The 13,500-nt window shown below is 56.4% G+C and carries 10 protein-coding genes; 6 read left to right on the plus strand and 4 right to left on the minus strand.

Annotated elements, in window-relative coordinates; all coding sequences use genetic code 11:
* Positions 1-51 precede the first annotated feature (51 nt).
* Positions 52-534, minus strand: coding sequence for a hypothetical protein (locus tag ALO43_RS05890; RefSeq protein WP_054997238.1), 483 nt, complete (start codon positions 532-534; stop codon positions 52-54).
* An 860-nt stretch (positions 535-1,394) separates the two neighbouring features.
* Here ALO43_RS05890 and tig point away from each other — a divergent pair.
* The 6 genes from tig to ALO43_RS05920 all read left to right on the plus strand — a co-directional run bounded on the left by tig (position 1,395) and on the right by ALO43_RS05920 (position 9,944).
* Positions 1,395-2,705 carry a trigger factor gene (tig, locus tag ALO43_RS05895; RefSeq protein ID WP_054997239.1) on the plus strand — a complete coding sequence of 437 codons (1,311 nt, stop codon included), beginning with the start codon at positions 1,395-1,397 and terminating at the stop codon, positions 2,703-2,705.
* 91 nt (positions 2,706-2,796) lie between these two features.
* Positions 2,797-3,438 carry an ATP-dependent Clp endopeptidase proteolytic subunit ClpP gene (gene clpP / locus ALO43_RS05900; RefSeq protein WP_002552734.1) on the plus strand — a complete coding sequence of 214 codons (642 nt, stop codon included), beginning with the start codon at positions 2,797-2,799 and terminating at the stop codon, positions 3,436-3,438.
* Between the two features lie 106 nt (positions 3,439-3,544).
* The gene (gene clpX / locus ALO43_RS05905; protein WP_002552735.1) at positions 3,545-4,828 is read left to right on the plus strand and encodes an ATP-dependent Clp protease ATP-binding subunit ClpX; all 1,284 of its coding nucleotides are present in this window, start codon (positions 3,545-3,547) and stop codon (positions 4,826-4,828) included.
* Between the two features lie 210 nt (positions 4,829-5,038).
* On the plus strand, positions 5,039-7,435 hold the full coding sequence (gene lon, locus ALO43_RS05910) for an endopeptidase La (protein ID WP_005897299.1): 2,397 nt from the start codon (positions 5,039-5,041) through the stop codon (positions 7,433-7,435).
* 147 nt (positions 7,436-7,582) lie between these two features.
* Positions 7,583-7,855, plus strand: coding sequence for an HU family DNA-binding protein (locus tag ALO43_RS05915; RefSeq protein WP_005897297.1), 273 nt, complete (start codon positions 7,583-7,585; stop codon positions 7,853-7,855).
* Positions 7,856-8,060: 205 nt separating this feature from the next.
* Entirely contained in the window at positions 8,061-9,944 is a 1,884-nt protein-coding gene (locus ALO43_RS05920) for a SurA N-terminal domain-containing protein (protein ID WP_024668884.1), read from the plus strand.
* Between the two features lie 105 nt (positions 9,945-10,049).
* Here ALO43_RS05920 and fabI read toward each other — a convergent pair whose 3' ends face one another.
* The 3 genes from fabI to ALO43_RS05935 are packed head-to-tail and all read right to left on the minus strand — an operon-like array spanning position 10,050 to position 13,500.
* Positions 10,050-10,844, minus strand: coding sequence for an enoyl-ACP reductase FabI (fabI, locus tag ALO43_RS05925; protein WP_005897293.1), 795 nt, complete (start codon positions 10,842-10,844; stop codon positions 10,050-10,052).
* 24 nt (positions 10,845-10,868) lie between these two features.
* Positions 10,869-12,479 (minus strand): ABC transporter ATP-binding protein, encoded by a 1,611-nt coding sequence (locus ALO43_RS05930; RefSeq protein WP_024668883.1) that lies wholly within the window; start codon positions 12,477-12,479, stop codon positions 10,869-10,871.
* Position 12,480: 1 nt separating this feature from the next.
* Positions 12,481-13,500 carry an ABC transporter permease gene (locus tag ALO43_RS05935; RefSeq protein ID WP_024668882.1) on the minus strand — a complete coding sequence of 340 codons (1,020 nt, stop codon included), beginning with the start codon at positions 13,498-13,500 and terminating at the stop codon, positions 12,481-12,483.

Raw genomic sequence — 13,500 nt, forward strand, 5'->3', positions numbered from 1 at the left:
CTTATTTTCAGTTATTTCGCTGCCCAGCAGGCTGGGCAGGTCTCGTGCTGGTTATTCAATGACAAGCAGTACTTTCGTCTGGCAAAGAAGGGAAGAGTTTTCGCCCGGGATTTCGGTGACTACGCTGTAACCACCGGACTCCAGCGAGGACAAATCTGCCGTGAATGAAAAGCCTGATTTCAGAAGCTTTTCATTGCCGAATACTTTTATCAAATCCGGACGGTCAATGATGGACGGGTCCTTGAAGGTGACAGGGGTTCCCTTGTAGCCGGTCAGACGAAGTTTTATTTCCTGTGGTGCGCTTTGGTGGGCGGTATCGATCGCCCATCCGATGAACGTGACCATGCCTTTGGCAACATAGACCGTGGTTGCACCAGTCTTTCCACCGATTGAGTCAATCGCGCATTTGTCGGAAGAGTAATGAGTGGTTTTGGTGTTTGCTGCCGTTTCTTTGCTGCCTTCTTTTTCATTGCACCCTGCGAGGGTTGCTGAAGTCATGGCGAGAAAACCTAAAGCAGCAATCATTTTGTACATGGTCTTTCCTGGGTGATTTTGAGTGTTGCCGCGGCAGTGTCAGCGCCGGGATTATGGGGCGATCAGCTTTGCTGCACAAGGGTTTGGCAGAGTAAGCAGGGCGCACTGCCGCTGCGAGAACGATTGATCGTGCCGGTGATGCAGCATCTGTCACTCGTTGCCAATCAAGGTGCATCTGCAGTGTGGGTGAGCGTTTCAATGGTGCTTAAGGTGTCAGGGCAGTATCGAGCGTTTATGCTGTGCGGCTGTCGCTGTTCTGCAAAGGTTCCTCTTCGCATGGGCACAAGATTAGTTGGCCGGAAATTTTCAATCTGTTCAATTGCTTGCAATGGGTGGCGTACCCCGGCTGCGTTGTGTACGATGCGCGCCGGGTTGAATCAGTCTGAAGGCTGCACTGTGCTATTGGGCCAGTACCGCAAAAAGTCATTGATTTGCAGTGTTGAGGGTAAAGCCTCTTCCAGCAGGCGGCTGGTTGATTTCCAGTTGTGCAGCTGCCCGAATGCAATGGCTTGATTGAAAATGCTTTAGCTGAAAAAAGCCGCCTTGAGCGGTTTTTTTGTTTCAACGTATTCGTTTACCGTTTCGCTGGGCCGGTCATTTGCCGTTGGTCGAGCGAAACGTGCTGTGTAGAAGGAGTCGGTCATTGTCCGGTATGGATGCTTCTTTATATAGAAGCCGTGCCAGACGCGTCGCGAGTGGTTCCGGGTATTTCCCTTTGTCCTCCGGCTGCCGGCTGGTTCCTTCTTCTTAATCCACCCTTTTTCAGTAGGGTGACTTCTTGAGTTTGACCCACTAGAATGCATGCCCTTGATTCTGGGGTCGGAAACGGCCGGCTAACGTCTGTGCAACGAGGAATATCCATGCAAGTTTCTGTTGAAAATACTTCCGCTCTTGAGCGCCGCATGACCATTGGCGTGCCTGCCGAACGCATCGAGACTGAAGTCAACAAGCGTCTGCAGCAGACCGCGCGCAAAGCCAAGATCCCGGGCTTTCGTCCTGGCAAGGTACCGATGAGCGTTATCCGTCAGCGTTACGAAGACGGCGCACGTCAGGAAGCACTGGGCGATCTGATTCAGGCTACTTTCTATGAAGCTGTGGTTGAGCAGAAGCTGAACCCGGCCGGCGCTCCTGCTGTAGAGCCAAAGTCTTTCGAAAAAGGCAAAGACCTGGAATACGTGGCTACTTTCGAAGTATTCCCGGAATTCACCGTTGCCGGTTTCGATACCATCGCGGTAGAGCGCCTGTCTGCCGACGTGGCTGACAGTGATCTGGACAACATGCTGGAAGTGCTGCGCAAGCAGAACGTCCGTTTTGAGGTGGCCGATCGCGCCGCCCAGAACGAAGACCAGCTGAACATCGATTTCGTGGGCAAGGTCAACGGCGAAGTATTCGCTGGCGGTTCCGCTACCGCTACCCAGCTGGTGCTGGGCTCCGGTCGCATGATCCCGGGCTTCGAAGACGGTCTGGTTGGCGCCAAGGCTGGTGAAGAACGCGTTCTGAACGTGACCTTCCCCGAGGATTACCAGAACCTCGAGCTGGCTGGCAAGGCTGCCGAGTTCACCGTGACCGTCAACACGGTTTCCGAGCCTAAGCTGCCTGAGCTGAACGAAGAATTCTTCAAGCAGTTCGGTATCAAGGAAACCGGTATCGATGGCTTCCGCACCGAAGTTCGCAAGAACATGGAGCGCGAGCTGCGTCAGGCGATCAAGTCCAAGGTCAAGAATCAGGTAATGGATGGTCTGCTGGCCGCCAACCCGATCGAAGTGCCCAAGTCGCTGCTGGAAAACGAAGTCAACCGTCTGCGCGTTCAGGCTGTTCAGCAGTTCGGCGGCAACATCAAGCCCGATCAGCTGCCTGCAGAGCTGTTCGAAGAGCAAGCCAAGCGTCGCGTCGAGCTAGGCCTGATCGTTGCCGAGGTGGTGAAGCAGTTTGATCTCAAGCCTGATGACGCTCGTGTCCGCGAAATGATCCAGGAAATGGCGTCCGCCTACCAGGAGCCAGAGCAGGTCGTGGCGTGGTACTACAAGAACGAGCAGCAAATGAACGAAGTACGTTCTGTTGTACTTGAAGAGCAAGTTGTAGATACTGTTTTGCAGAAAGCTAGCGTGACCGACAAATCGGTCTCCTACGAAGAAGCTGTCAAGCCGGTGGAAGCTCCAAAAGCCGACTGATTTCTCTTTTCGTGCGAAAACACCCACAAGCCAGCCTTCGCGCTGGCTTGTGCGTATTCAAGACTCGACTATTTGGGAGTGAATGCAGGACATGTCCCGCAATTCTTATATTCAGCAGAACTCTGACATCCAGGCCGCTGGCGGCCTGGTCCCGATGGTTATCGAGCAGTCCGCCCGTGGCGAACGCGCCTATGACATCTATTCGCGCCTTCTCAAGGAGCGAGTCATCTTTATGGTGGGCCCGGTAGAGGACTACATGGCCAACCTTATTGCGGCGCAACTGCTTTTCCTTGAAGCGGAGAACCCGGACAAGGATATCCATCTCTACATCAACTCGCCGGGCGGTTCGGTGACTGCAGGCATGTCGATCTACGACACCATGCAGTTCATCAAGCCAGACGTTTCGACCATCTGTATCGGTCAGGCTTGCAGCATGGGTGCATTCCTGCTGGCCGGCGGTGCCGAAGGCAAGCGCCATTGCCTGCCTAACTCGCGGATGATGATTCACCAGCCGTTGGGCGGTTTCCAGGGTCAGGCGTCGGATATCGACATCCATGCCAAGGAAATCCTGCACATTCGTCATCGCCTCAACTCGCTGCTGGCGCATCACACCGGTCAGAGCCTTGAAACCATTGAGCGTGATACCGAGCGTGACAACTTCATGAGCGCAGAGCGTGCGGCTGAATACGGCCTGATCGACTCCGTGATCAACAAGCGTCAAATGCCTGCCTAAGCAGCTCAAAATGTAGGGGGTCGGCACAACCGACCGCCTGCGGACTTGAAAAAGCCCGCAATAGCCTTCATCTTGTGTTGCAAGCCTACCGGATTGGATCGATCGAATGACTGACACCCGCAACGGCGAGGACAACGGCAAATTGCTCTATTGCTCCTTCTGTGGCAAAAGCCAGCATGAAGTGCGCAAATTGATTGCCGGCCCCTCGGTCTTTATCTGCGACGAGTGCGTCGACCTGTGCAATGACATCATCCGCGAGGAGGTGCAGGAAGCTCAGGCCGAAAGCAGCGCGCATAAATTGCCTTCGCCTAAAGAAATCAGCGGCATCCTTGACCAGTACGTAATTGGTCAGGAACGAGCCAAAAAGGTTCTCGCAGTAGCGGTGTACAACCACTACAAGCGCCTGAACCAGCGCGACAAGAAGAACGACGATGTCGAGCTTGGCAAAAGCAACATCCTGCTGATCGGCCCTACGGGCTCCGGCAAGACGTTGTTGGCCGAAACTCTGGCCCGCCTGCTCAATGTGCCGTTCACCATTGCTGACGCCACCACCCTGACCGAAGCTGGTTATGTGGGTGAGGACGTCGAAAATATTATTCAGAAGCTGTTGCAGAAATGTGATTACGATGTCGAGAAGGCCCAGATGGGTATTGTCTACATCGATGAAATCGACAAGATTTCGCGCAAATCCGACAACCCTTCGATCACTCGTGACGTGTCCGGCGAAGGCGTGCAACAAGCCTTGCTGAAGCTGATCGAGGGTACTGTGGCATCCGTGCCTCCTCAGGGCGGGCGCAAGCACCCACAGCAGGAATTCCTGCAAGTGGACACGCGTAATATCCTCTTTATATGCGGTGGCGCCTTCTCGGGCCTGGAAAAGGTCATTCAGAACCGTTCCACCCGTGGCGGCATCGGTTTCAACGCCGAAGTTCGCAGTAAGGAGGAAGGCAAGAAGGTTGGCGAATCCCTGCGTGAAGTCGAGCCTGATGATCTGGTCAAGTTCGGTCTCATTCCGGAGTTCGTGGGTCGTCTGCCAGTGCTTGCTACCCTGGACGAACTGGATGAAGCTGCTCTCATCCAGATCCTGACCGAGCCGAAGAATGCCCTCACCAAGCAGTACGCCAAGCTGTTCGAGATGGAAGGTGTGGACCTCGAGTTCCGTACTGATGCGCTGAAATCGGTAGCCCGTCGTGCGCTTGAGCGCAAGACCGGTGCCCGTGGCCTGCGTTCTATCCTTGAAGGTGTATTGCTCGACACCATGTACGAGATCCCGTCGCAGAGCGATGTGAGCAAGGTGGTGATCGACGAGAGCGTTATCGATGGCACGTCCAAGCCGCTGCTGATCTACGAAAACAGCGAGCCACCTGCCAAGGTCGCTCCCGACGCGTGAACCACTGCTGTGTGTTTGCGTGTGAAATGACACAGAAGGGGGCCCTTGCGGTCCCCTTTTGCATTTTTAGCCAGTTCATTCGTCTTGTATGAAGAATCTGATCTTGGCGGGGTGTCTCACTAGAGCTTGTTTTTTTTGAACGCTACCCCCATCTTGGCTTCAAGCTAATTCCATCTGTCCCGGCCGATTGGCCGCTGTAGAGGCGAAATCATGACGACTACTATTGAATTGCCTCTTTTGCCATTGCGTGATGTCGTGGTTTATCCGCACATGGTTATCCCGCTGTTCGTGGGGCGCGAGAAGTCTATCGAAGCCCTTGAGGCGGCAATGACAGGCGACAAGCAGATCCTGCTGCTCGCGCAAAGAAACCCGGCTGACGACGATCCTGACGAAAAGGCGTTGTACAGCGTAGGCACCATTGCGACTGTCCTGCAGTTGCTCAAGCTGCCTGATGGCACCGTCAAGGTGCTTGTTGAGGGTGAGCAGCGTGGCTCAGTCGAGCGTTTCATCGAAGTCGACGGTCATTACCGTGCCGACGTCGCACTGATCGACGAGGTTGATGCGCCGGATCGCGAGTCCGAAGTGTTTGTGCGCAGCTTGCTGGCCCAGTTCGAGCAGTACGTGCAGTTGGGCAAGAAAGTCCCTGCAGAAGTCCTGTCATCGCTCAACAGCATCGATGAGCCCGGTCGCCTGGTCGACACCATGGCTGCGCATATGGCGCTCAAAATCGAGCAGAAGCAGGAAATCCTCGAGATTATCGATCTGTCCGCGCGTGTCGAACACGTGCTGGCCTTGCTGGATGCCGAAATCGACCTGTTACAGGTCGAAAAGCGCATTCGCGGTCGTGTGAAGAAACAAATGGAGCGCAGCCAGCGCGAGTACTACCTGAATGAGCAGATGAAGGCCATTCAGAAAGAGCTGGGCGATGGCGATGAAGGTCACAACGAAATCGAAGAGCTGAAAAAGCGCATCGATGCTGCCGGGCTTCCCAAGGACGCTCTGACCAAGGCAACGGCCGAGCTGAACAAGCTCAAGCAGATGTCACCTATGTCGGCCGAAGCGACCGTTGTACGCTCTTACATCGACTGGCTGGTTCAGGTGCCGTGGAAAGCACAGAGCAAAGTGCGTCTGGACCTTGCTCGCGCCGAAGCCATTCTTGACGCCGATCACTATGGCCTTGATGAGGTCAAGGAGCGCATCCTCGAATACCTCGCCGTACAAAAGCGCGTGAAGAAAATTCGTGGCCCTGTGCTGTGTCTGGTAGGGCCTCCAGGTGTGGGTAAAACATCCCTGGCAGAGTCCATTGCCAACGCGACCAATCGCAAATTCGTGCGCATGGCCTTGGGTGGTGTGCGTGACGAGGCTGAAATTCGTGGTCATCGCCGAACATACATTGGTTCGATGCCAGGAAGATTGATACAAAAGATGACAAAGGTAGGGGTTCGTAACCCGCTGTTCCTGCTCGATGAAATCGACAAGATGGGCAGCGACATGCGTGGCGATCCGGCGTCCGCTCTGCTTGAGGTCCTGGACCCTGAGCAGAACCATAATTTCAACGACCATTACCTCGAGGTCGATTACGACCTTTCTGACGTGATGTTTCTGTGTACGTCGAACTCGATGAATATTCCGCCAGCGTTGCTGGACCGGATGGAAGTCATTCGCCTGCCGGGCTACACCGAAGACGAAAAGATCAACATTGCCGTCAAATACCTTTCGCCCAAGCAGATTCAGGCCAACGGCCTGAAAAAAGGCGAAATTCAGTTCGACGAGGAAGCGATTCGCGACATCATCCGTTACTACACCCGTGAAGCAGGCGTGCGCGGTCTTGAGCGTCAGATCGCCAAGGTCTGCCGCAAGGCGGTCAAAGAGCATGCCACGGAGAAACGCTTCGCCGTGCAGGTTACAGCCGACATGCTTGAGCACTTCCTGGGCGTACGCAAGTTCCGTTACGGGCTGGCCGAGCAGCAGGATCAGATCGGTCAGGTAACAGGTCTGGCGTGGACGCAGGTGGGTGGTGAGCTGCTGACCATCGAGGCGGCGGTCATTTCGGGCAAGGGCCAGTTGATCAAGACCGGTTCACTGGGCGATGTCATGGTCGAGTCCATCACTGCAGCGCAGACCGTGGTGCGCAGCCGCGCCCGTAGCCTGGGCATTCCAGCGGACTTCCATGAGAAGCACGACACCCATATTCACATGCCTGAAGGTGCTACTCCGAAAGACGGGCCGAGCGCTGGCGTGGGCATGTGTACCGCTCTGGTGTCGGCACTGACCCAGATTCCCGTGCGTGCAGATGTGGCCATGACGGGTGAAATTACCCTGCGCGGTCAGGTGCTGGCGATCGGCGGTCTGAAGGAAAAACTTTTGGCAGCGCACCGTGGCGGAATCAAGACGGTGATCATTCCGGAAGAAAACGTGCGTGATTTGAAGGAAATTCCTGACAACATCAAACAGGATCTGCAGATCAAGCCCGTTAAATGGATTGACGAAGTCCTGCAAATTGCGCTGCAATACGCGCCGGAGCCATTGCCGGATGTAGCAACTGATCTGGTCACAAAGGATGAAAAACGCGAGTCTGACTCTAAGGACAGAATTAGCACGCATTAAGACTGGACAGGCTTCCTTGACAGCTTTTTAGGGCCCTTGTTATAAAGCGGCTCTTTAAAGCAATCACCAGCAAGCCTTCCAGCGCTCGTTTTGCTTAACACCTAAAACTTAGAAACGTACTCAAAAATAGAGATAAGGGGACTTAGAGTGAACAAGTCGGAACTGATTGATGCTATCGCTGCATCTGCTGATATCCCGAAAGCTGCTGCTGGCCGTGCGCTGGACGCAGTGATCGAATCCGTCACTGGCGCTCTGAAGGCTGGCGACTCGGTTGTTTTGGTTGGCTTTGGTACGTTCTCCGTTACTGATCGTCCTGCTCGCGTCGGTCGTAACCCGCAGACCGGCAAGACGTTGCAAATCGCTGCTGCAAAAAAACCAGGTTTCAAAGCCGGCAAAGCCCTCAAAGACGCTGTCAACTAAGCCTCTCGATGTCTATGCTCGCTGGGTCGGGTTTTTCCTGGCCCGTTAGCGGAGCGGTGGTGCATTCGGTTGCGACACCGAAGGGTTCGAGCCCTCCCGCTTCGTCAGTTACGAGAAGGCGCATCCTCGGATGCGCCTTTCTTCTATCCGCTTTCTACCCACGCTCCGCGGTTGGTTAGTCAGTACCACCGTTTTGGGGGACGCAATGCTGCAGAACATCAGGGACAATTCACAAGGCTGGATTGCCAAGACAATTATCGGAATCATCGTCGCGTTGATGGCCTTCACCGGCATCGAGGCAATGTTTACCGCTACCAGCAACAAGCAGAATGCAGCTGAAGTGAACGGCGAGGACATCTCTCAGAACGAGTTGAGTCAGGCCGTTGACATGCAGCGCCGTCAGTTGGCTCAGCAGCTCTCGCAGCAGTTGGGCAAGGATTTCGATCCTGCATTGCTGGATGAAAAACTGTTGCGTGAATCAGCCCTCAAGGGCCTGATTGATCGCAAGCTGTTGCTGCAAGGCGCATCCGATGCCAAATTCACGTTTACCGACGCCGCACTCGATCAGCAGATATTGCAGACGCCCGAGTTTCAGGTGGACGGCAAATTCAGTGCTGACCGTTTCGATCAGGTAATCCGCCAGCTGGGCTACAGCCGTATGCAGTTCCGTCAGATGCTTGGCCAGGAAATGCTCATCGGTCAGGTACGCGCAGGTGTTGCGGGCAGTGCCTTCGTGACCGATGCGCAGGTTGAAGCCTTTGCTCGTCTGGAAAAGCAAACGCGTGATTTCGCCTCGCTGACCCTGCCGGCCGATACGTCTGCAGTCAAGGTGACCGATGACGAGGTCAAGGCTCACTACGACCAGCACGCCAAGGAATTCATGAGCCCTGAGCAGGTGGTGCTTGATTACATCGAGTTGAAGAAGTCTTCCTTCTTCGACAAGGTGCAGGTCAAGGACGAGGACTTGCAGGCGGCTTATCAGAAAGAGATTGCCAATCTCTCCGAACAGCGACGTGCCGCGCACATCCTGATCGAGGTGAATGACAAGCTCAACGACGAACAGGCCAAGGCTAAGATTGAAGAAATTCAACAGCGCCTGGCCAAAGGTGAAGATTTCGCGGCGTTGGCCAAGGAGTTTTCCCAGGACCCGGGTTCGTCCAGCAAGGGCGGTGATCTGGGGTACGCTGGCAAGGGCGTATACGACCCGGCTTTTGAAGAGGCGCTGTATGCCTTGAACAAGGACCAGGTCTCACAGCCAGTACGTACCGACTTCGGCTGGCACCTGATCAAGCTGCTGGGGGTGGAAGCGCCTTCGGTGCCCACGTTCGCAAGCCTGAAGGGCAAGCTGACCGACGAGCTGAAGTCTCAGCTGGTTGAACAGAAATTTGTCGAAGTGACCAAGCAACTGGAAGACTCTGCGTTCGAATCGTCAGATCTGTCTCAGCCGGCGCAGGACCTGGGCCTGAAGGTTCAGACCACTGCACCGTTTGGTCGTGAAGGCGGTGAAGGCCTGACAGCCAACCGTGCGGTCATCCAGGCTGCATTCAGCCCTGAAGTGCTGGAAGAAGGCTCCAACAGCAGCACATTGGAACTGGACCCCGAGACCGTTGTGGTTGTGCGCTCCAAAGAGCACCTGCAACCGCAGCAATTGCCGCTTGCAAGCGTCGCCGACAAGATTCGCGCTCAACTGGTGAAGGAACACGCTACTGCGGCTGTGAAGGCCAAGGGCGAAGCTCTGCTGGCCGGGCTGCGCGATGGCAAGATTCCATTGGCTGCAAAGCAGGACGGGCGTGAGTGGAAAGTGATGGAAGCGGTTACCCGCAGTCAGGAGGGCGTTGATCCTGCGGTTCTGCAAACGCTGTTCCGTATGCCCAAGCCAGTTGGCAAGGACAAGCCGGAATTCGCCAGCATTACCGCATCCGATGGCAGTTTTGTCATTGTGCGTCTTAATGGTGTAAATCAGGCGGCCGTGCCGACCGATGCAGAGAAAGCGCAGTATCGCCGCTTCCTTGCATCGCGCGCAGGGCAGCAGGATTTTGCGGCGTACCGTGCACAGTTGGAAAGCAAAGCGAAGATCGAGAAGTTCTAATCTCGAAATCCGATCAAAAAGAAGGCCGCTCATCGAGCGGCCTTTTTTTGTGCATTGAAGCTGTCCGCGGGAAAGTGCCGCTCGCAAGGAGCGGCGCTTGCCGTCTTACTCTTCCATGCTGCCCATTGCAGTGGTATTGAAACCACCGTCAACGTACATGATTTCACCGCTGATGCCCGACGCCAGGTCCGAGCACAGGAACGCGCCGGCGTTGCCGACTTCGTCGATGGTCACGTTGCGGCGCAGAGGGGTCTGCGCTTCGTTGGCAGCCAGCATCTTGCGGAAGTTCTTGATGCCCGAAGCTGCCAGTGTGCGGATCGGACCGGCCGAGACGGCATTGACGCGTGTGCCTTCCGGACCGAGGCTGCCTGCCAGATAACGAACGCCGGCTTCCAGGCTGGCCTTGGCCATGCCCATGACGTTGTAGTTCGGCATGGTACGCTCGGCGCCCAGGTACGACAGGGTCAGCAGGCTGCCGTTGCGGCCTTTCATCATTTCGCGACCGGCTTTGGCCAGGGCCACGAAGCTGTAGGCGCTGATGTCGTGAGCGATGCGGAAACCTTCGCGGGTGGTGGCGTTGGTGAAGTCGCCATCCAGCTGGTCGCCTGGTGCAAAGCCGACCGAGTGAACGATGACGTCCAGGCCGTCCCACTTCTTGCTCAGCGCTTCGAAGACCTTGTTGATCTCTTCGTCACTGGCCACGTCGCAAGGGAAGCACAGCTCAGGGCCCGAGCCCCAGCCTGCTGCGAACTCTTCGACGCGCCCTTTGAGCTTGTCGTTCTGGTAGGTGAAAGCAAGCTCTGCACCTTCACGATGCATGGCGGCGGCGATACCGGATGCGATGGACAGTTTACTGGCGACACCGACGATCAGTACGCGCTTACCGGCGAGAAAACCCATGTGTTGTTCCTCTTCAGGTTCAGGTTAATCGACAGCTACCGGCGCCAGAAAGGCGGCCTCCAGCAGCTGCTGTGTATAAGGATGTTGCGGTGCGGCGAAGATTTCCTGCGCTGCACCCTGTTCGACCACTTGGCCTTGCTTGACCACCATCAACTGGTGGCTCAGCGCTTTGACGACAGCCAGGTCATGGCTGATGAACAAATACGTCAGGTTGTACTTGGTTTGCAGCGAGCGAAGCAGCTCGACCACCTGGCGCTGCACTGTCCGGTCGAGGGCCGAAGTCGGCTCGTCCAGCAGAATCAGCGCCGGTTTTAGCACCAGCGCCCGTGCGATGGCGATCCGCTGACGTTGACCGCCGGAGAACTCATGGGGGTAGCGGTGCCGGGTATCCGGGTCAAGCCCCACCTCCCTGAGTGCTTCGATAATCGCCGTCTGTTGCTCGGCTGCCGTGCCCATGCCGTGTATCCGCAGGCCTTCGCCGACAATTTCTCCCACCGACATGCGGGGGCTCAAACTACCAAACGGGTCCTGGAAAACCACCTGCATCTGCCTGCGCAGCGGACGAATCTGCTGCTGCGACAGGGATTCTAGCGCGTTGCCCTTGAAACGTATGGTGCCCTGGCTGCCGATCAGGCGAAGAATCGCCAGCCCCAGCGTCGATTTGCCAGAGCCGCTTTCACCTACAATGCCCAGCGTTTGGCCTTCGGGCAGGCTGAAACGGATGCCATCCACCGCCTTGACGTGATCGACGGTCCGCTTGAGCAGGCCTTTCTTGATCGGGAACCAGACTTTCAGGTCCTCGACTTCAAGCAGCGGTGCTCCTGCAGGATTGGTCGATGGGCCGCCGCTGGGCTCTGCGCTTAGCAAAACTTTGGTGTACGGGTGTTGCGGCGACCGGAACAATTCTTCGCACGATGCCTGTTCGACGATGCAACCGCGCTGCATGACACATACTCGATTGGCTATTTGCCTTACAACGTTGAGGTCATGGCTGATCAGCAGCAACGCCATGCCCAGACGCGCCTGTAATTGCTTGAGCAATTCGAGGATTTTCAACTGCACGGTCACGTCCAGTGCCGTGGTCGGTTCGTCGGCGATCAACAACTCTGGCTCGTTGGCCAGTGCCATGGCGATCATTACACGCTGGCGCTGGCCGCCTGACAGCTCGTGTGGCAGCGCCTTGAGCCGTTTGCGAGGCTCTGGGATGCCTACCAGATCAAGAAGCTCCAGCGTCCGCTCAGTGGCCGCCTTGCCGGTCAGGCCCTTGTGCAGGCCCAGTACCTCGTTGATTTGCTTTTCAACTGAATGCAGCGGGTTCAGCGAGGTCATCGGTTCCTGGAAGATCATCGCGATACGGTTGCCGCGAATCGAGCGCAGTTTTTTCTCCTCGACTTTCAGCAGGTCCTGGCCTGCATAGTGAATGGTGCCACTGGGGTGGCTGGCGATCGGGTAGGGCAGCAGGCGCAGGATGGAGTGCGCTGTGACGGACTTGCCGGAGCCGCTTTCGCCCACCAGCGCCAGTGTCTCGCCACGGCGAATGTCGAAGCTGATGTTCTCGACCACACGCTGTCGCGATTCGCCCGTCACGAACTCGACCGCCAGATCGCGGATTTCGATCAGATTGTCATTGTTCATCTTATTTCCTTGGGTCGAATGCATCGCGGGCGGATTCGCCGATGAACACCAGCAGGCTGAGCATGATGGCCAGTACCGCAAAGGCGCTGATGCCAAGCCACGGCGCCTGCAGGTTGGATTTACCCTGCGCCACCAGTTCACCCAGCGAAGGCGAGCCTGCCGGCAGGCCGAACCCGAGAAAATCCAGAGCGGTCAGCGTGCCGATGGCTCCGGTCAGGATGAACGGCAGGAAGGTCATGGTCGAAACCATCGCGTTGGGCAGGATATGACGGAACATGATGGCGCCGTTTTCCATACCCAGCGCGCGTGCAGCGCGCACGTATTCCAGGTTGCGGCCGCGCAGGAACTCGGCACGCACCACGTCCACCAGGCTCATCCAGGAAAACAGCAGCATGATGCCCAGCAGCCACCAGAAATTGGGCTGCACAAAGCTGGCGAGAATGATCAGCAGGTACAGCACTGGCAGGCCGGACCAGACCTCCAGAAAACGCTGGCCAAGCAAGTCGACCCAGCCGCCGTAAAAGCCCTGCAAGGCACCGGCGATGACGCCGATGATCGAGCTGAGGATGGTCAGCGTCAGGGCAAACAGGACGGAAATCCTGAAGCCGTAAATCACCCGTGCCAATACGTCACGGCCCTGATCGTCGGTGCCCAGCAGGTTGTCTCGCGAGGGCGGGGCGGGGGCGGGCACCTTCAGGTCGTAGTTGATGCTCTGGTAACTGAACGGAATCGGTGCCCACAGCGTCCAGCCATCCTTTGCGGCGAGCAATTCCTTGATATAGGGGCTCTTGTAGTTGGCTTCCAGTGGGAATTCGCCTCCGAAAGTGGTTTCCGGATAGCGCTCCAGCACCGGGAAGTACCAGCTGCCGTCGTAGCGCACCGCCAGCGGTTTATCGTTGGCGATTAACTCGGCACCCAGGCTCAGGCCGAACAGGATGAGGAACAGCCACAGGGACCACCAGCCGCGTCTGTTGGCTTTGAAACGTTCGAAGCGGCGGCGATTGAGAGGAGAGAGCTTCAT

This window comes from Pseudomonas tremae, from assembly GCF_001401155.1.
In the GTDB taxonomy this organism is placed as follows: Bacteria; Pseudomonadota; Gammaproteobacteria; order Pseudomonadales; family Pseudomonadaceae; genus Aquipseudomonas; species Aquipseudomonas tremae.